This is a genomic window from Salinisphaera hydrothermalis C41B8, assembly GCF_000732535.1.
In the GTDB taxonomy this organism is placed as follows: domain Bacteria; phylum Pseudomonadota; class Gammaproteobacteria; order Nevskiales; family Salinisphaeraceae; genus Salinisphaera; species Salinisphaera hydrothermalis.
In genome coordinates, this window is the sequence record NZ_APNK01000003.1 from 193,329 (window position 1) to 211,497 (window position 18,169).

Genomic DNA, 18,169 nt, shown 5'->3' on the forward strand with positions numbered 1-18,169 from the left:
GCAGGCCGCCGAATCCCGGGGCACAACTACGCGGACGAGTCGAAAGCCAGCTTGCAACCGAGCCCGACGAACAGGCCACCGACGACCCGCTCGGCCACGCGCCCCGCGGCGCGAGCCAGCGGCAGCCGGCCGATTCCGACCGTTGCCCAGGCCGCGAGGCAATTCACCAGCGTGCCCGTGGTATTGAAAGTCAGCCCGAGCACGCCGAAGGCCAGCATGCGATCACCGGCCGCCGGGTCGATGAACTGCGGCAGAAAGGCGAGGAAAAACAGCGCGATCTTGGGGTTGAGCACGTTGACCAGCCAGCCGCGCCGGAATACCGCCGACAACGCGGGCCGGGGCGCCGGCTCTGCGTCGGCCGCCCTCGTAGGCGCCACGGCGCGGCGTGAGAACAACAATCGCAGGCCAAGATAAACGAGGTAAGCCGCGCCCACGTATTTGACCAGTGCGAAGGCGGTCGCCGAAGCAGCCAGCAGCGCCGACAGGCCGGCGATCGCCAGCGTGATATGCACCAGCGTCCCGGCGAACACGCCCAGGGCACCGGCCACGCCGCGTGCCAGACCGTGCCGCCCGGCCTGGGTCACGACGTACAGCATGTCCGCGCCCGGCGTGATATTGAGCAGCAGCCCCGCGGCCACAAAGAGCAGGTATTCGTGCAGACCCGGCATCGACGACTTCCGAAACAGGCTGCTCGAAGCGTATCACGCAAGCGGTACACCGACCCGGCGCCAGGCCGCCAACGGCGTTAAGGAACAACCCCTAATATCAAATGCCTAGTCAGCCAGACGGATTACCTAGCCCTGCCGCCCGTGGCTATTTTGGGTCGGTCGGCCGAGCACTTAACGGGCTCGGCCATTCGCCGCAATCCCGGCTGCCGATGGCGACAAGGTGCCTACCGAGCAGACACACGAGGGGTTGTCATCGATTCGCATCAGCGGAGCATCAATATGCCACGCACGCTTCAGATTTCTGCCGCGGCCCTTTCGGCTGCACTCGCGTTCACCAGCGCGTCGGCGCTGGCCAACAACAACGCCCAGACCGATCACGACAACGGGGGCTCGCACGCCAGCGCGGGGGCCAGCGTCAACTCGGGCTCGCCCACCCAGCTGGCCTACAGCGCCGCCGGCGTCCTGCGCGGGCAGATGCAGCGCTCGGACCAGGACCGTATCCCGCAGTCGCTGCTCAACGGCGCCAACTGCATCGGCGTGTTCCCCAGCATTTTCAAGGAAGGCTTTCTCGTGGCCGGCAAGCATGGCGACGGCCTGATCGCCTGCCGCGACCAATCGGGTAACTGGAACCGTGTGGCCCCGTCGTTCTTCAGCCTGTCCGGCGGCAGCATCGGCCTGCAGGCCGGTGCCAAGGTGACCGAAATGGTCGTGCTGTTCATGGACCCGAACGCCAAGCAGGAGCTGACCAACGGCAACTTCAAGATCGGCGCCAAGGCCTCGGCCACGGCCGGCCCGGCTGGCGCGCATGCCAGCGTGCATACCGCGCCCGCGTCGGTCATCACCTATCGCCTGAGCAGCTCCGGCGGTTTTGCCGGCGCCTCGATCAAGGGCGCGACGCTGTCGAGTAACGAAGACGCCGACCAAGCGATCTACGGTGCCAAGGCCGGCAACGGCAAGCCGTTCCAGTCGAGCCAGGTGCCGAAAACGATCGACGTCTTCACCAAGACGCTCGAGCAGTACGCGCCCAGCTCGAAATATCAGGCCCACATGCCTATCAAGGGCCAGCAGCAACAGAACTCGAACACCGCCCAGAACGACGGTAACACCTCGAGCTGATTGCACACGTCGGGCGCGTCGGGGCTGCAAGGCCCCGGCGCGCCCGGCGCCTGACCCCGCCTACCAGCGTCGCGCCAGGCGGCGCGTGACCGTATCCACATCCTCGCGTGTACCCACCAGCGTCAGCGTGTCGTTGACGCGCAGCACGGTCGACGGCTCCGCCTCGAGAATCGCGCCGCGTCGTTCGATACGCAGCACGCGTGTGCCCTCCGGCAGATGCAGATGACGCAATTCGCGCTCGGCGATCCAGCGATTCTGCAGCTTGGCGATACGGATCTCGTGGCTTTCGTCCTCGTGCACCCCGCCGTCGATACGCCCGGTATCGAGGGCCATGCTTTCCAGCAGCAGCAACTTGGCATAGGCCGGGTTGACGATGCGCACATCGGCCGCGCGGAAGCGCGCGTTATAGGCCGGATCGCGCACCCAGGCCAACAGCCGACGCACCGCATGCACCTCGCGCGCGACGCGACAGATCTGCAGGTTGTCCTCGTCGGTATCGGCCATCGCGATGACGGTCTGCGTCTGTTCGATGCCGGCCGCGCGCAGACATTCCGATAGGCGTGCCCGTGACGGCGGATTGCCGTTGTCGCCGGGCGGAAGCTCGGTCACGGTGTGTACGTTCTTGCCCATTTGTTCGAGCCGACGTGCCAACGCGCTGCTATCGCGATCGTCGCCGATCACCAGCATTTGCTGCACGGCGCGATAACGCCGCGGCGCCAGCCGGCTGAAGGCTATCGGCGAAATCAGGCAGCTGATGATGGCGACCAGGATGATGGCGGCATCCAGCGCCGGCGAGATCACGCCGATCTCTACCCCGATCGCCGCTACGGCGATGATCAGCGACAGACGAGCGGAGAGCAGCGTGCTGGCCGCGAACGTCTCGCGCCAGCCGAACGCGAGGCGGAACACCAGCGAACCGACCAGCTTCACGCCGAAGGCGGCGACGACCAGCACGCCAATCGTCTCCCACGGCGAGTTCGACGACAGCAACGCCGGCAGGTCGAACTTCACCCCCACCATGATGAAAAAGATCGGGATGAAGAACCCGTAGCCGATGGCATCGAGTTTTTCGCGCAGCACCGAACTCTCGCTGCCCGACAGCATGGACACGATCACGCCGGCCAGGAACGCGCCCAGGATGTTCTCGATGCCGAGGCTTTCGGCCAGCGCGATGAACACCAGGGCCAGCGCCATCGAACCGCGCACGCGGATCTGCGAAGTCGCGGTGGACAACGCATGCATGAGCCGTTGCGCCGGCAGGTTCTTGCGCGCGCGCTCCGCCAACCGCCAGGCCGCGACGAAGGCCAGCAGCAGCACGAGAATGAGCAACAGATCCACGGTCGCGCCCACGCGCAGCATGGCGTAGCCGCTGACCAGCAGAATGGTCACGAAATCGGCAATCAGCGCTGCGACCAGCAGCGTCTGGCCATAGGTGACCTCGATCAGGCCGCGCTCCTTGAGCACCGGCGCCACCACACCGAGCGACGTGGTCGACAGAATCAGCGCCATCAACCACGGCTGGCCGACCAACCCGACGGAGGTGAGATAGAAGCCGGCCGCCAGCGAACACAGGGCCGTGACCACGAACGCCGCGCCGCCAATCACGAACGGATTACGCCGCAGCCGCTCACCCGCCTTGCTCGCGCGCAGCCCCTGGCGCGGCGCGAGCCCGGAAAAATCGATCTCCAGCCCGGACAGGAACATCAGGTAGGCGAAGCCGAATACCGACAACACCTGGAGCACGAAGTCCTGTGAGACCAGGTGCAAACCGCTGTCACCCACCAGCATGCCGGCCGCGATTTCGCCCACCACCACCGGGATACCGAAGCGGCGCACCGGCGACAGGGCGACGGGCACGGCGAAGCTCAGCGCAATGACCACCAACAGGGGCACGAAGGAAATATCGGAGGAATGCATACGGTCGGTGCGTCGGGCAAACGGAATACGCGGTCCGACGCCGGCTTGGGCGCCCGGTTATCGCGTGGCGGCATCGGAGCGATCACGGCCGGCCCATGGGGCCACCGTGAGGGTATCGGTTCCGTGGCCGTGGGCGGCCACGCGCAGTGCATATCAAACCCACCCACATACTGGGCCATTCGCGGCGTCGCCCCAAGCGCTATTTTGACCGAGTCTCGCACCGTTTCACGCGGTCCGATTCGCGGCGGCGAACCCGAATGGCCCGAGCAAAACGGCCGCGACACGATCTGGACGGGCTTTACGCTCAGTCTATGGCAAACTGATGGGTCATCAACTCTGTTAACAGATCCGGACACCCGTGCGCGCCATTAGCTTCCGGCGGTTTCGCCGCCCCCTGTCGATCATGGCCCTGTGCCTACTCTCGCTCGGGCTCGGTGCCTGTTCCCAGCAATCGGGCGACACCGTCGACGGCATTCATCTGGTGCACCAGGGCAAATTGACGGTGTGTACGCACCTGCCTTACAAGCCGTTCGAATTCACCAACGATTCCGGGAAAGTGGTCGGCTTTGACGTCGATCTGGTTCGGCTGCTCGCGAACGATCTCGGCGTCAAACTCGACGTAGTGAGCATGGACTGGAACCAGATCACCAGTGGCGCGGCCTTCGCTGCCCACAAATGCGATCTGGCGATGGGCGGCGCGACCATCACCGCAGCCCGCAAGAAGGCAGTTCAGTTCTCCGCGCCTTACTTCAAGGCAACCCAGGCCTTGCTGGTGGACCGGAAGGCGGGCGTTTCGAGCCTCGCCGATATGGCTAACAAACGACTCGGCATGCAGACCGACACCACCGGCGAGGTGTATGCCAAAAAACACGCCGCGCAGTACCACTATACCCCGGTGGTATTCGACGATCTCGCACTGATGACGACAGCCGTAAGCGCCGGCAAAGTGGCGGCCGCGATCGGCGACAATGGGCCGATGGCTTACTACGCGGCCCAGAACCCCGGTACGCGGGTCGCGGAAACATTCGATACCGGCGAGCGGTACGGCTTCATCGCGGCCAAGGACAGCGACAACGCCGACAAGCTGATCGGCCGACTGAACGACGTGCTCGCCAAGGCGCGCAAGAATGGCACTTACGCGTCCAAGTACCAGCATTGGTTCGGCCACAAGCCAACCGCCGGCTCGCCCTGATCCAGCGCATGGCTGATCCCAACGGACACGCCGTACGCTCAGGCCGCAGTCCGCGCCAACGGGCGCGGCGACGCCGCGCGATTCAATATGTCGCGCTCGCGATCGTGATTGGCGTCCTGGCATTCATGGCCGACTGGCCGACCATCGGGCATACCTTCTTCGACCCGGCGTTGATACTCAACACCGCCGCCCACGGGCTGTGGCGGGCCTTGTGGAACACACTCGTCTACAGCGCCGGGGGCTTCGTGATCGGCTTGGCGGCCGGGACCTTGCTCGCGTTGATGCGTTTGTCCGAGGTCGCCCCGTATCGCTGGCTGGCGACCCTCTATATCGAGTTCTTCCGTGGCCTGCCGGCGTTGATCGTATTCATCGCACTCTCACTGTTGCCGCTCGCGTTCCAGGGACTGGCGATGCCGTTTTCACCCTATGGCACGGTCTGGGCGGCGCTGGGCATCGTCGGCAGTGCGTATATGGCGGAAACCATTCGCGCCGGTATTCTGGCGGTGCCCCGCGGCCAGATCGAGGCCGCTCGCTCGCTGGGCCTCAGTCCCGCACAGACCCTGCGCCAGATCACGCTGCCCCAGGCGTTCCGCCTGATGATTCCGCCGTTGACCAATGAACTGATCATGCTGATCAAGGATTCCTCGCTGGTGTTCATTGTCGGGCTGTCGGCCGCCAACTTCGATCTGACCAAGTTCGGGCGTGCCGCCGCGAACAACCACGTCAACATCACGCCGCTGGTGGTCGCCGGTCTCGGCTATCTGATCATCACGCTACCGCTGTCGATCGTGGTGCGACGCATGGAAGCACGGGCCGCCAGCGGGCGCCGGGCATGAACACTGCCCTGGTTGAACTGGCCGCGGTAAGCAAGACTTTCTCCGGCCAGCGTGTGCTCGACGATATCGACCTCGAGGTGGAGCGCGGCGAGGTCGTATGCGTCATCGGGCCGTCGGGCTCGGGCAAATCGACTCTTCTGCGCTGCGTGAACCGGCTTGAAACGCCGGACAGCGGACGCGTCGTCGTCGCCGGCGTCGATCTCACCGACCCCGACTGCGATATCGATGCCGCCCGCCGCCAGATCGGCATGGTGTTTCAGCAGTTCAACCTGTTTGCCCATCGCAACGTACTCGACAACTGCGCGCTGGCCCTGCGTACCGTGCTCGGTCTCAAGCGGACGGAAGCCGAGCGCAAGGCCCGAGATCAACTCGAATGGGTCGGGCTGGCCGATCGCGCCAACGCCTATCCCAGCGAGTTGTCGGGCGGCCAGCAACAGCGCGTGGCGATCGCACGGGCCCTGGCGATGGACCCGGCGCTCATGCTGTTCGACGAGCCGACCTCGGCGCTCGACCCGGAGTTGGTCGGCGATGTGCTCACCGTCATGCGACGGCTCGCCGATGCCGGCACGACCATGATCGTGGTCACCCACGAGATGGGCTTCGCGCGCGAAGTGGCCGATCGCGTGGTGTTCATGGATGCCGGACGCATCGTCGAACAGGGCACGCCCGCCCAAGTGCTCGGCCATCCACGAGTCGAGCGCACCCGCGATTTTCTGCAGCGGGTCTCGGTGTCGGGTTAGACATCAGTCACGCCGGTTCACGAACGCCTGGTTGGCCGCCAGGACAACGTCATATGTCCGGTGGCGCTCGCCATGAAAATCAGCGCCTTAGGCAAGATCAAGCGCTCGCACGAAACTTCAACACGCCCTAGGGTCTGTTGAGGTTTCGTGCGAGTCCGCGCCAAGCGCTGTTTTGCGGCAAGACGAGGCGTAGCGAACGTGGCGTAGTGGATCTACGCGAGAGAGCTATAACGCTGGATTGCCGCAAAACAGCGCTTGTCACTTCGGGTTGGGCCGCCCATAAAAAATTAACTAGGGGCGCCCTGCGGCGTTGCGAGTCTGGGTCGTGGCACGCCACGACGCGGCGACTCGCGCCTTGCCGGACACGATTTGCGGACGCCAACGCGGCGCTCGCACCAAACCTCAACAGACCCTAAGACGCGCCGCTCGGCTGACGCACGATAAACACGGAATGCCGTGCGTGCCGGACCACCCAGTCCGCAACGCTGCCCAACAGTACATCCATACGACGCGGATTGTGCGAGGCCATGACGATCAAATCGATTTCGTGATCGTCGGCGGCCCGCACGATCATCCGGCCGGCGTGGCCAATCAGGACATGGGCGCTCCAGGCGAACCGGGTGCCCAGGCGTTCCTCGCCGATCCGGTCGAGATGCCGCTGTGCTTCGCCCGTGATCTTGTGCATGTAGCGTTTCTCGATCGAGGGGAAATAACCCAGCGACAGCTGCGGCAGCACGCTCAACAGCACAAATGTGCTGTCGTGCATCGCGGCCTGCTCGACGGCGCAGGCAAAAACCTCGTCGAGCACTTCTTCGTGCTCCAGATCGATCGGCAACAAAATCTTGTGCGCCATGATCCCGCTTCCCATGGGTCTTGCTCCGATTCTCGCGCCGCACGCGTCCCAGCCGCTTGACCGAGATCAACGCCGGGTCGTGGCGTCTACGTCAGGATCGCCCCAAGGCACAACGCAATGGACCGATCATGCACAACGCGCCACCGGACGATCCGCTCAAGGAACTCGCGCGTGTTATCGAACACGCCTACGAAGCCGGCGAAATCGAACCGCTGGCCGCGACGCTGGCCACGGTCGACTCGGCGTTGAACCGGCCATCGGCCCGCACGGTATATGTGCACTTGCTACCCGACGGTATCGGGCTATTCGTCAATACATTCAGCGGCAAGGGTCGCCAGTTGTTGTGGAACCCTTACGCGGCGCTCTGCTTCTATTGGCGCAAGATCGAACAACAGACCATTGTGGAAGGGCCCTGCGAAGTTCTCGACGCGGCCACCGCCGACCGCCTATGGCGTAAACGCCCGCGCGAAAGCACGCTGGTGGCCCAGGCGCTGGATTCGACCGACCCTCTGGACAGTGACCAGGAGCTATCCGAGCGCATCGCCGTCACCCGGCAACGCTACAGCTTCGAACACCCGCCGCGGCCCGAGCACTGGCAAGGCTACCGACTGATACCGGAACGCGTGGAATTCTGGACCACCGGCTGGGACCGCGCCCGTCACCGTCGAATCTACGAACGCGACGACAGCGGCTGGCGAGCGATGCGCCAGCCGCCATAGAACGGTTTATCGCGGTTCAGCGAGCACCGGAACCGCTGGCTTGGGCGGATTCTGTCTTCGATGCGTCGGATGCGGCTTCACCGGCCTCGGCCGACTGCCGAACCACCAGGACCGAATGCCGCGCATGCTTGACCACTTGCGCGGCCGTACTGCCCAGAAACACGTCCCAGACCAGCGGATTGTGCGACGCGAGGATGATCAGATCGGCCTCGACACGGTCGGCATAACGCACGATCGTGCGCGCCACCGGGCCGAGCTCGATATCGATATGCCACTCGCAGGCATCACCGAGGCGCTCTTTGCCGATCCGCGTGAGTTCGTTACGCGCATGCCGGGTATAGCGTTCGACATACGCCGAATCCAGGTACGGGAACTCTGTGGCGTAATGGCCCAGTACGACATTGAGCAGCATGACCTTGGTGGGCTCGATGTTGATCTGGCGGCGCACCGCCGCGAACACGCTGTCGAGTACGGCCGGCTGGGTAAGATCCACGGGCACGAGTATCGTCTGCGACATGATCGGGCACCTCGGTTGTTGCAGGCAGGCGTTCAAGTGCCAGTCTGCGCCCGCGGGCGACCCACACCTTTGACCGAAATCAAACCCGCGCAGCACCGGCGTATATGAGCGCAAACGGGCGTGCGGAGGTGTCGCCCGAGCGCGCCACGCCCCCGACTGGCAACGCCGCAGGGCGCCCCGGATTGTTATCGGCGGCCCACCACTGAACGGGCAGTCGCCCATATTGGACAATACAACGGCAATACAGCGTTGTGGTTCTCTCGCGTAGAGTCGCTACGCCACGTTCGCTACGCCTCGTCTGGCCGCATTTTCGTCAAATTTTCATGGCGCAAATGGGCACGGGCTCGTACGAAACCTCAACCGGCCCCGGGATACGTCATGTCGGAAACCGCTCTCGAACGCTCTTCTGTTTCCGCACGCTTGCGTCGCTTTGCGCCGCTGCTGCTGATCGCTGCGGTCGCGGCCCTGCTATTGGTGGAGTCGCGCCATGTGAATCTGGCCGCGATCCAGCATGCGCTGGCTGGTGTGGCGCCGCTTTGGCTGGCCGTGCTCGGCCTGGGCGGGCTGTTCGCGATCGCGGTGATGTCGAGCTATGACGTGCTGGCGGCGCGTTTTGTCGCGCTCGACCGCCAGCCGCTGGAAAGTTTGCGGCTGGGCATGCTCGCCAACGGCATCAACAATATCGCGAGTCTGTCGGGCATCACCGGTTCCGGCTTGCGCGTGCTGCTGCTCACGCGCGATGGCGCGGCGACCGCCAGTGCCGTGCGCTATGCCGCGCTGGTGGCCAGCGCCTCCCCGTTGGGGCTATCGGCGTTGGCCTGGATCACGCTGATCGTGCGCCCGGCGATCCTCGCGGCCACCCCGGTGCCCGAGTGGCTGGTGCTGGTGGCGCTTGGCGTGATCGCGCTGTACTTGCCCGCGTATTTCATCCTGGCCACGACGTCGTTGCTGCGCTTTGGCCCGTTGCAGGCGATCGAACGCATCCGTCCGCTCGAAGCCCTGGCATTCATTACGGCGTCGGTGATCGACTGGGCGATCGCCGGCGCGCTGCTGTGGGGCTGTCTGGCCGTGCTCGGCGCCGGCGTGTCGCCGGCGGCCGTGATTGCCGCATTCGCGCTGGCGGCGACGCTGGGCATGCTCAGCTTTCTGCCCGGCGGGCTCGGCGTGTTCGACGTCACGCTGGTGGGGCTACTGGCATCCCACGCGGTAAGCGCGAACACCGCCGTTGCTGCCTTGGTGCTCTATCGCGTGGCCTACTATCTGGTGCCGTTGATCGTGGCGCTCGCGCTCGGCGCCAACGAGCTGCGCGCCAGCCGGCTGGCCGATACGCTGCGCACGCATCCGGCCATCCAGATCATTGCCTGGCCGGTCGGCCGGGCCGTGGATCTGGGGATTCGGGTGATCGCCTGGCTGACCGCGGCCAGTGGCGTGGTGCTGCTGGCGGGCGCGGCGTTTCCCAACCTACTGGCGCACACACGACTGCTGCGTGCCTGGTTGCCGTTGCCGGCGGTCGAGGCCAGCCATATGGCCAGCGTGGCGATCGGGCTGACGCTGGTATTCGCCGCGCGCGGGCTGTCGCTGCGGCTGAACCGCGCGCTGTGGCTGGCGCTCGGGCTGCTGGTGGCCGGCGCGGTCTTCGGTCTGCTGCGCGGACTGGACTGGGGCACCAGTCTGATGCTGGCGGCGGTCGCTGGCGTGCTCTGGCTCAATCGCGCGTCCTTCGATCGGCGCGGCAGCCTGGCCCGACAGCTGGGTGAATGGCAATGGATCGCCGCTCTCGCCGCCGCGCTGGGGGTGTATTTCATCATTGGCGAGGCGTTCTATCCGGCCCACGGCGCCAGCGTCTTTCACTTCAATTTCGGCGCCCATGGTCCGCGTTTCCTGCGCGGCCTGATGATCGCGCTGATCAGCGTGATCGTACTCATGGTCTGGAGCTGGCCGCGCTGGCCCCGCCCCGAACTTGAACGCCCGAGCCGGGCCGATCTGGACGCGCTCGCCGCCTGGCTCGAGTCCCACGGCTCCAACGGCTATTCGCACCTCATGCTGCTGGGCGACAAGACGCTGCGCTACAGCGCCAACGAACAGGCCATGATCGGCTTCGCGGCCATCCGTAATCGGCTGATCGCGCTGGGCGACCCGGTGGGCGATACCGAGGCGCGCCGGACCGCGATCGCCGATTTCCGGCGTTTTGCCGAAGACCGGCACTGCACGCCGCTGTTCTATCAAGTGGGCCCGGATTATCTGTCGGACTATCTCGATCACGGCTTCGTGCTGTTCAAGCTCGGCGAGATCGGCCGGGTGGATCTGGTCAATTTCTCGATGAAAGGCAAGATCAACGAGGACAAACGCGGCGCGATCAATCGCGGCAACCGCATGGGGCTGGACTTCGAGCTGCGCGAGCCGCCCTTCGATGCGGCGCTGATGAGCGAGCTGCGCGCCGTCTCCGACGACTGGCTCGGCGAGAAACCCGCCGAAAAAGCTTTTTCGCTCGGTCGCTTCGATGCCGACTATCTCCAGCGCGCGCCCGTCGCCCTGGTGCGCGACGCGGACGGCACGTTGATCGCGTTCGCGAGCATTCTGCCGAGCTACGGGCATCGCGAGGAATACTCGATCGATCTGATGCGTCATCGCGAATCCGCGCCGGGCGGCACCATGGATTTTCTGTTCGTCCGCCTCATGCAGGAAGCCCAGACCCTGGGCTATCACTGGTTCAATCTCGGCATGGCACCGCTGGCCGGCGTCGGCGATACGCCCTGGGCCAACACGGCCGAACAGCTCGCGCGGCTGGCGTTCGAGCACGGCAACCGGTTCTACAACTACAAGGGGCTGCGCGCGTTCAAGGAGAAATGGCACCCGGTCTGGCAATCGATGTATCTCGCCTATCCGCCCGAGGCGCGCTTGTCGACGTTGCAGCTGGATATCGCCGCGCTGATCGCCGGCGGCTATCGGCGCATTATCGGCCATTGAGCACGGCATATCGGGCGCGGCCGGCTCACGCCCCGCGATCGTGCTACGGCGTGTTGGCGGATACGAAGTAGCCGTGGCTTTGCCCCGTTTGGGCGTCGGCGGATCGCGCTCTTCAGTGCGGTTCACCTAGACTAGACGTATGCCTGGCTCCTCTCGTGCCCCAACCCGTCGCCGCCGTACGCGCCGTACGCCCGCCACGGCACCCACGCGGCTGATCGGCCTGAACAAGCCCTACGACGTCCTCTCCCAGTTCACCGACGACGCCGGGCGAGCGACGCTGGCGAATTTTGTGGACGTGCCGGGCGTCTATCCCGCCGGCCGGCTCGATCGCGACAGCGAAGGGCTGTTGTTGCTGACCAACAACGGCAAGCTCAACGCCAAGATCACCCAGCCAGCGCGCAAGATGCCGAAGACCTACTGGGCTCAGGTGGAAGGCACACCCGACGCGCATCAGCTCGCAGCCCTGCGCGCCGGGCCGACGATCAAGGATGGGCCCACCGCGCCAGCCACGATCGAATGCATGGACGAACCCGCGCTCTGGCCGCGGCATCCGCCCGTGCGTTATCGCAAGACGGTGCCCACACAATGGCTCGCGATCACCATCACCGAAGGCCGCAATCGCCAGGTCCGGCGCATGACCGCCGCGGTCGATCTGCCCACCCTTCGGCTGGTGCGCGTGGCGATCGGCGACTGGCGGCTCGGCGACCTCGCGCCGGGCGAGTGGCGGGATTTCTAGTCCGGTTTATCGGCGACGCCGCGACAACGGCTCGAACACGACCGGCTCGACCCGCCAGCGATCGGCCTCGGCGGTGAGTTCGATATAACCCGGGCCGCCGTAAGCCCGGCTCTTGCCGGCCGCGCCCGGGTTGAGCAGCCAAGGGCTATCGTCGATTTCCAGCACGCGCCGGTGACTGTGGCCACAGACCACGGCGCGGGCGTCGGGGAACTCGGCCCGTAGACGGCGATGCCGCTGCTTCGCGGGCCACTGGTGGCCGTGCATCACCGCCAACGTGCCGCCCGGCAGTTCGCGCTCTGCCGAGGCCGGCCACGGGCAATCGTCCGGATCGTTGTTGCCGGCCACGATCATCAAGTCGTCGCCGAGGGGCGCGAGTTCTTCGGCGATGCCGGTGCCCACATCACCGGCGTGCACGATCAGCGGCGCGCCCGCGATACGTTCGACGACGCGCGGGTCGAGAAAACCATGGGTGTCGGCCAGAATCACGATACGCATGCCGCCCGACTATGACGGGCTGCCATCGCTTTGTCACAGAATTGTCGTAATCTAGGCCGCATGAAAACCTGGGCGCTCTACAGTCTGAAGGGCGGTGTCGGCAAGACGGCCGCTGCCGTTAACCTCGCCTACGAGGCGGCCGCCGCCGGACGGCACGTGCTGCTCTGGGATCTCGATCCGCAGGGGGCGGCGAGCTGGTATTTCGGCATCGACGAACCCGCCGGCATCTCGGCCAAGAAGATCGTGACCGGCACCGTGCCGCTCGGCCGTTACGTCCGGCCGACGGCCTACGAGCGGCTATCGGTCCTCCCGGGCGACCGCGGCTATCGTCAATGGGATGCCGAAATCCATGCCGCCAAAAGCCCGCGCAAGGTACTGGAACGACTGATCGAGCCCTTTTCCGAGACCTACTCGCTGCTGATTCTCGACTGCCCGCCGGGCATTGGCGCGCTCGCCACCGCTATTCTGCGGGCCGCGGACCGCGTACTCGTGCCGGTGGTGCCGACCCCATTGTCGTTGCGCGCGCTCGACGAGGTGATGGAACACATCGCGGAGAAGAAAGTCGGCAAAACTCGCGTGCGGCCCTTCTTCTCCATGGCCGATCGGCGGCGCACCCTGCATCGCCAGTTGATCGCCGAACCACCGGAGAGCATGGCCCGGGCGCCCGAGGTGTTCGTGGACTACAGCAGCCACGTCGAGCAGATGGGCGCCCACCGCGCGCCGATCCGCGAATTCGCCCCGCGCAGCCGCGCCGCAACGCAATTCGCCGAACTCTACCGCGCGCTGGATTAAACACCCGTTTCAAACTTGAAGACGGGTGAGTCGTGAAATCCGAATTCGCCCAGCGTCATCGGCTACCAGCGCCGATCCACGACGGGTGGGTGGTACCCCAGCCTGAGAGGGGCGACGTTGTCCCTTTCCGGCCTCGTTCCGTGAAGAAAGCGATCCACGAATTTCGCAGATGACACGGATGCGGTCTTGCGCCCCGATCGAACTCTCACCGCCATCGGTGAAATCTGCCGATCAACGCCTTCAGGAACGCAGAGCACAATCGCGCATGAAGTGCGCAATCTCCTCGCCGGCGTCTTCCTGCAGAAAATGGCCCGCGCCGGCGACCGTCTTGTGCGACACCGACGCCGCACCCGGCACGCGCTCCCGGAACGGTTTCGCTCCGCCGCGTGTGACCGGATCGCCGTCGGAAAAACAGGTATGGAACGGGCTTTCGAAGGTTTCGAGCGCGGTCCAGGCGGCGCGGTTGGGCCGATGCGCCGGGTCGCCCGGGGAGACCGGCAACAGGCGCGGCAACGCACGCGGCCCGGCCATGTAGCGGGCATCGGGAAACGGCGCGACATAGGCGGCGCGCTCGGCCCGCGACAGCCAGCGTCGTGTGCCGGCCTGGAGCATCGCCCCCACGGGAAACAGCGGCGAGTATTGCGCGAAGGCGCGCCAAACACCGATCAGGAATCGCGCCGGTTCGTCCCCGGTCAACAGAAACCCGTTGCCGACGAAGACACGGCTGAAACGCGCGGGTTGCTCCGCGACCAGCCGCAACCCGATCAACGCCCCCCAGTCCTGGCCGAAGAACACGGCATCGGTCAGGCCGAGGGCGTCGAACCAGGCGCGCATCCAGTCGACGTGCCGCTGGGTGCTATGGTCGGCGATGCGGGTCGGCTTGTCGGAACGCCCGAAACCGACGAGATCGGGCGCCAGCACGCGATAACCGGCATCCGCCAGCGGCGCGATCATGTGCCGATAGAGGTAACCCCAGGTCGGCTCGCCGTGCAGCAATACGATCGGTTGGCCGTCAGCCGGCCCAGCCGCGATATAGGCCATGCGCACACCGCCGCCAACATCGATGAAACCGACCGGATAATCGAAACCGATCAGCCGCGAAAACCGATCGGCCGGCGTACGCAGACATGCCAGCGGCCCTGACTCATCAGGGTGCTTCTTCGTAAACGTGTCCATGGAATGCAGCCGGGCGTTATCGATGACGTGATGCGCTCCACAATCGATGCTTGAGCGCTACCGGGCAACACGCTAGCGTTTGCGGCATGTACAAATCGATATTCGAACCCCGGCGCCGCATCGCCGGTCTCGCTGCGGTCCTGGCGACGGTATGGCTGCTGGGCGGCTGTACCGCGCTTTCCATCACGACCAAACGCGCGGGACAAGCCTCGATGACCACGCTCAAGGGGGTAGCGCACGTCAGTCGGGCCACCAGCAACGCCTCGGTCACCGAGCCCGACGTGCCGCGCTATGCCGATGCCGCCGCGTTCGTGCATTCGCAGCGACGGCAGCTGGCTCGCCAGGCGGCCGCTGGCGGCGGCGAAGACATTGACGCCCTGGCGTTTCTCTTGAACAAACCGAACGATGGAAATCTGGCACGCTGGATGCAAGCACACTACCGCTCGTTGTTCAGCGATCGGTCGGTCTCGGCATCTACAATCGTCAAGCGAATCGACGCGCAAGCTGGATAGCGCGTGCATTTCACTCCCAAATTTTTAGGAAGGCATCGAAAATGAAAAAAGTTATTATGGTTACCGCTGCCGCCCTGCTGACTGTCGGCCTGGCGGCCTGTGGCAACGACAACAGCGACAATGCTGCGTCGTCCGACAACGCCATGTCCTCGAACTCGATGTCGAGCAATAGCATGAGCTCCAACTCGATGTCGGGCGGCGCCATGTCCGATAACAGCATGTCCGACAATTCGATGAGTAATAACTCGATGAGCGGCAACTCGATGAGTGACAACTCCATGTCGAACAACAGCATGTAAGACAGACCTAGACGGTTGCGCCGTATCGCGTGGTCGCGATACGGGCTGTGATCAAACCGGCGTCGTTCGCGACGCCGGTTTTTTTGTGTTCTAGCCTTCGGGGCACCATACGCTGCGAGACCGCATTCGAGGGCAGCGCAGGTTGCTCGACACCCGGCTGTTCGGGATAACATCTGAAAAGACGTCGTTCATCTTCCGTTCGAAAGAACGGCGCGACGCTACTAAAACAATCCACGGGAGGAGAACCCGATGCGTCTAACGCTCTTGAGCGCAGCCCTGTTACTGGCCATGGCCGCCCTGCCGGCCGCCGCCGCCAATTCGCAATCAGACGACATCGCCGGCGTCTGGCAAACCAAAACCGGCGGTTATGTCCAGGTCTACAAGGACGGCGACAGTTACGACGGCCGTATCGTCGGCTCATCCGACGGCAAACCGCGCTACGACAAGAAAAACCCCGACGCCGACAAACGAGGGCGCCGTTTGCTTGGCGTCGTGATTCTGCACGGCCTGAAATACCAGGACAACGGCGAGTACGACGGCGGCCATATCTACGATCCCAACAGTGGCAAGACCTATAAGGCTAAAGCCACGATGAAGGGCCCGGACACACTCGACGCCCGCGGTTATATCGGGATCAGCCTGCTTGGCAAGACCCAGACCTGGCACCGCATCGACCCCAAGGCCGAGCATGTGCACCAGGATCTGCTGCACCAGCCAGTCGGCGCCGCGCCGCAGTCCGGCAACTGATCGCCCGCTTTCAGCACGCCCCGGCGGGCGTGCCCGAAAGCTTGTCCGGGTCGGCGCGCCGGCCGGCCCGGCTTGCGATTGCATCCTGGCTCGCCCATCGCGCGTAGCTGGATTTGCAATCCATAACCGGGCCTCGATACTCGGCAATGGTCGCGCCAAGTATCGATAGAGCCTAGAATTATCTTATGAACACGTCCAACCGTATCGCCCTGCAGCCTCAACTGACGCCGGCGCAGAGCGAAGCTTTCGCGCGCGACGGTTATCTCATCATGCGGCGGTTGGCGAATGCCGAGCGTATTGCCGCGATGCGTAGTATCGCGCTGACGCATCTCGAGCAGGCGGTCGAGCCGCTGGAATACGAAGCCGATGTGGCCTATCCCGGTGCCCCGGCCTCCCGATCGGCGGCGGGCGGCGACACGGTCCGGCGCCTACTCGACGCCTATGAACGCGATCATTGGTTTGCCGACTGGGCCGCCGACGAAAGGCTGACCGCCATCATCGCCCAACTGCTCGATTCGGCCGCAGTCTGGCTTACACCCAATCATCACAATTGCGTGATGACCAAGGCGCCCGCGTACTCGTCGGCGACCGCCTGGCATCGCGATTTGCGGTACTGGTCGTTCGCGCAGCCGCAATTGATCAACGCCTGGCTCGCGCTGGGCGACGAGACCCCGGACAATGGCTGCATGCGGCTGTTGCCGGGTTCGCATCGTATGACCATCGACGCCGATCGGCTCGACGAGGCCCAATTTCTGCGCGAGGATTTGCAGGCCAACACCGACCTGATGGCCACGGCCGAGAATGCCGAACTGGCGCCCGGCGATGTGCTGTTCTTTCATGCCGGCGTGTTTCACGCCGCCGGCGCCAACCACGGCGACGAGCGCAAGATGGCGGTGGTTACCAGTTATTTCGGCCGCGGCAACGCGCCCGTAGCCGGCACGCGTTCGGCGCGGCGCCCGGCGATCCAGGTTCGAGAGGAGTCGAATGCGTAATCTGCTGTTCGCGGTCGCACTGGCCGCGACGTTCGCCGCCACCGGTTGCAGTAGCCGGAGCGATACCGGCGCGGTGCCCTCGCTGACCGGTCAGTACCGCGTGATCGCGGTTTTCCCGACCAACGCCCAACGCGCCGTGAGCCTGACCAATGCGTTCAAGAGCTCGCCCGGCCTCGAGCAGCGCGATATCGCTTGGTTCGTGCTGGGTCCGAAGAAGATCACGTCGAACATCGACAACGTGCCGGATCGGGCGACGCTGGAAAAGCTGCATACCACGGACGGTTTCCAGGCGGTACTGATCGGCAAGGACGGTACGCTCAAGGCCAGCCAACTGGGCGGGCTCGACATCCAGGCCCTGCTCGATGCGATCGATCAGATGCCCCTGCGGCAACAGGAAATGCAGCAACAGTAATGTCTATGAACGAGCCTGTCTCGACCGCCCGTAGCGTCCTCGGCGAACCCTTGCGTGGCTGTTGCAGCGCCCCGATCACCGGCTTCTATCGCGATGGGTTCTGCCACACGGGCCCGGAAGACGCCGGCCGGCACGTGGTCTGCGCGGTGATGACCGATGCCTTCCTGGCGTTCTCGGCCTCCCGCGGCAACGATCTATCCACACCACGCCCGGAATTCGATTTCCCCGGTCTGGATGCCGGCGATCGCTGGTGTCTATGCGCTGCCCGCTGGGTCGAGGCGTTCGAGGCGGGTACGGCACCGCGCGTGGTGCTGACCGCGACGCACGAAGCAGCCCTGGAGATCGTGTCGCTGGCCGATCTCAAATCGCATGCCATCGATTTGTCGTGAACAGCGGCGCGCGCGAGTCTAACCAAACGGCCTATCGCACAGGTGCGACACGGGCCGGCCGTCCGGCCAGGCTCGCACGAAACCCTCGCACCCC

General features: G+C 64.9%; 20 protein-coding genes. 13 read left to right on the forward strand and 7 right to left on the reverse strand.

Going from position 1 to position 18,169, the window contains the following annotated elements; genetic code table 11:
* Nucleotides 1-26: 26 nt before the first annotated feature.
* Complete coding sequence (locus C41B8_RS03970) at nucleotides 27-668, reverse strand: LysE family translocator (RefSeq protein ID WP_037334324.1); 642 nt, start codon at nucleotides 666-668, stop codon at nucleotides 27-29.
* Between the two features lie 279 nt (nucleotides 669-947).
* On the opposite strand from C41B8_RS03970, the gene C41B8_RS19355 reads away from it, so the two are divergent.
* Nucleotides 948-1,784: a lipid-binding SYLF domain-containing protein gene (locus C41B8_RS19355; RefSeq protein ID WP_051882999.1), complete on the forward strand. Its 837-nt coding sequence runs from the start codon at nucleotides 948-950 to the stop codon at nucleotides 1,782-1,784.
* Between the two features lie 60 nt (nucleotides 1,785-1,844).
* Here the strand turns inward: C41B8_RS19355 and C41B8_RS03980 are convergent, their stop codons facing one another.
* The gene (locus tag C41B8_RS03980; protein WP_037334327.1) at nucleotides 1,845-3,701 is read right to left on the reverse strand and encodes a monovalent cation:proton antiporter family protein; all 1,857 of its coding nucleotides are present in this window, start codon (nucleotides 3,699-3,701) and stop codon (nucleotides 1,845-1,847) included.
* A 358-nt stretch (nucleotides 3,702-4,059) separates the two neighbouring features.
* Here C41B8_RS03980 and C41B8_RS03985 point away from each other — a divergent pair, with 358 nt between their 5' ends.
* The 3 genes from C41B8_RS03985 to C41B8_RS03995 are packed head-to-tail and all read left to right on the forward strand — an operon-like array spanning nucleotide 4,060 to nucleotide 6,469.
* Nucleotides 4,060-4,893: an ABC transporter substrate-binding protein gene (locus tag C41B8_RS03985; RefSeq protein WP_232225986.1), complete on the forward strand. Its 834-nt coding sequence runs from the start codon at nucleotides 4,060-4,062 to the stop codon at nucleotides 4,891-4,893.
* Nucleotides 4,894-4,901: 8 nt separating this feature from the next.
* On the forward strand, nucleotides 4,902-5,729 hold the full coding sequence (locus tag C41B8_RS03990) for an amino acid ABC transporter permease (protein ID WP_084188462.1): 828 nt from the start codon (nucleotides 4,902-4,904) through the stop codon (nucleotides 5,727-5,729).
* A complete protein-coding gene (locus C41B8_RS03995; RefSeq protein ID WP_037334333.1) occupies nucleotides 5,726-6,469 on the forward strand; it encodes an amino acid ABC transporter ATP-binding protein in 744 nt (247 codons plus the stop codon). Before C41B8_RS03990 ends, C41B8_RS03995 begins: the two co-directional genes overlap by 4 nt.
* A 412-nt stretch (nucleotides 6,470-6,881) precedes the next feature.
* On the opposite strand, the gene C41B8_RS04000 is transcribed toward C41B8_RS03995, so the two are convergent.
* Nucleotides 6,882-7,322, reverse strand: coding sequence for a universal stress protein (locus C41B8_RS04000; RefSeq protein ID WP_037334336.1), 441 nt, complete (start codon nucleotides 7,320-7,322; stop codon nucleotides 6,882-6,884).
* Between the two features lie 128 nt (nucleotides 7,323-7,450).
* Between C41B8_RS04000 and C41B8_RS04005 the strand changes: the two genes are divergently transcribed.
* Nucleotides 7,451-8,041 (forward strand): pyridoxine/pyridoxamine 5'-phosphate oxidase, encoded by a 591-nt coding sequence (locus C41B8_RS04005; RefSeq protein ID WP_037334341.1) that lies wholly within the window; start codon nucleotides 7,451-7,453, stop codon nucleotides 8,039-8,041.
* Nucleotides 8,042-8,057: 16 nt separating this feature from the next.
* On the opposite strand, the gene C41B8_RS04010 is transcribed toward C41B8_RS04005, so the two are convergent.
* Entirely contained in the window at nucleotides 8,058-8,558 is a 501-nt protein-coding gene (locus C41B8_RS04010) for a universal stress protein (RefSeq protein WP_037334345.1), read from the reverse strand.
* Between the two features lie 378 nt (nucleotides 8,559-8,936).
* Between C41B8_RS04010 and mprF the strand changes: the two genes are divergently transcribed.
* Both mprF and C41B8_RS04020 read left to right on the forward strand, forming a co-directional pair.
* The gene (gene mprF, locus C41B8_RS04015; protein WP_037334348.1) at nucleotides 8,937-11,525 is read left to right on the forward strand and encodes a bifunctional lysylphosphatidylglycerol flippase/synthetase MprF; all 2,589 of its coding nucleotides are present in this window, start codon (nucleotides 8,937-8,939) and stop codon (nucleotides 11,523-11,525) included.
* 139 nt (nucleotides 11,526-11,664) lie between these two features.
* Nucleotides 11,665-12,261, forward strand: a complete 597-nt coding sequence (locus tag C41B8_RS04020) for a pseudouridine synthase (RefSeq protein ID WP_037334351.1) — start codon at nucleotides 11,665-11,667, stop codon at nucleotides 12,259-12,261.
* Between the two features lie 6 nt (nucleotides 12,262-12,267).
* Here C41B8_RS04020 and C41B8_RS04025 read toward each other — a convergent pair whose 3' ends face one another.
* The gene (locus C41B8_RS04025; RefSeq protein ID WP_037334354.1) at nucleotides 12,268-12,756 is read right to left on the reverse strand and encodes a metallophosphoesterase family protein; all 489 of its coding nucleotides are present in this window, start codon (nucleotides 12,754-12,756) and stop codon (nucleotides 12,268-12,270) included.
* Nucleotides 12,757-12,816: 60 nt separating this feature from the next.
* Between C41B8_RS04025 and C41B8_RS04030 the strand changes: the two genes are divergently transcribed.
* Complete coding sequence (locus tag C41B8_RS04030; RefSeq protein ID WP_037334357.1) at nucleotides 12,817-13,548, forward strand: ParA family protein; 732 nt, start codon at nucleotides 12,817-12,819, stop codon at nucleotides 13,546-13,548.
* Nucleotides 13,549-13,788: 240 nt separating this feature from the next.
* On the opposite strand, the gene C41B8_RS04035 is transcribed toward C41B8_RS04030, so the two are convergent.
* Complete coding sequence (locus tag C41B8_RS04035) at nucleotides 13,789-14,682, reverse strand: haloalkane dehalogenase (protein ID WP_037334570.1); 894 nt, start codon at nucleotides 14,680-14,682, stop codon at nucleotides 13,789-13,791.
* A gap of 128 nt (nucleotides 14,683-14,810) precedes the next feature.
* Between C41B8_RS04035 and C41B8_RS04040 the strand changes: the two genes are divergently transcribed.
* Nucleotides 14,811-15,236: a DUF3015 family protein gene (locus C41B8_RS04040; RefSeq protein ID WP_037334360.1), complete on the forward strand. Its 426-nt coding sequence runs from the start codon at nucleotides 14,811-14,813 to the stop codon at nucleotides 15,234-15,236.
* Nucleotides 15,237-15,246: 10 nt separating this feature from the next.
* Here the strand turns inward: C41B8_RS04040 and C41B8_RS04045 are convergent, their stop codons facing one another.
* Nucleotides 15,247-15,531, reverse strand: a complete 285-nt coding sequence (locus C41B8_RS04045) for a hypothetical protein (RefSeq protein WP_037334363.1) — start codon at nucleotides 15,529-15,531, stop codon at nucleotides 15,247-15,249.
* Between the two features lie 253 nt (nucleotides 15,532-15,784).
* Between C41B8_RS04045 and C41B8_RS04050 the strand changes: the two genes are divergently transcribed.
* The 4 genes from C41B8_RS04050 (at nucleotide 15,785) to C41B8_RS04065 (ending at nucleotide 18,075) form a co-directional block, all read left to right on the forward strand.
* On the forward strand, nucleotides 15,785-16,282 hold the full coding sequence (locus C41B8_RS04050; RefSeq protein ID WP_037334366.1) for a DUF2147 domain-containing protein: 498 nt from the start codon (nucleotides 15,785-15,787) through the stop codon (nucleotides 16,280-16,282).
* Between the two features lie 185 nt (nucleotides 16,283-16,467).
* Nucleotides 16,468-17,274: a phytanoyl-CoA dioxygenase family protein gene (locus C41B8_RS04055; RefSeq protein WP_051883004.1), complete on the forward strand. Its 807-nt coding sequence runs from the start codon at nucleotides 16,468-16,470 to the stop codon at nucleotides 17,272-17,274.
* Nucleotides 17,267-17,686, forward strand: coding sequence for a DUF4174 domain-containing protein (locus C41B8_RS04060; RefSeq protein WP_037334368.1), 420 nt, complete (start codon nucleotides 17,267-17,269; stop codon nucleotides 17,684-17,686). The genes C41B8_RS04055 and C41B8_RS04060 overlap by 8 nt, the downstream gene beginning before the upstream one ends.
* A 5-nt stretch (nucleotides 17,687-17,691) precedes the next feature.
* Nucleotides 17,692-18,075 carry a DUF2237 family protein gene (locus C41B8_RS04065; RefSeq protein WP_037334371.1) on the forward strand — a complete coding sequence of 128 codons (384 nt, stop codon included), beginning with the start codon at nucleotides 17,692-17,694 and terminating at the stop codon, nucleotides 18,073-18,075.
* Nucleotides 18,076-18,169 lie beyond the last annotated feature (94 nt).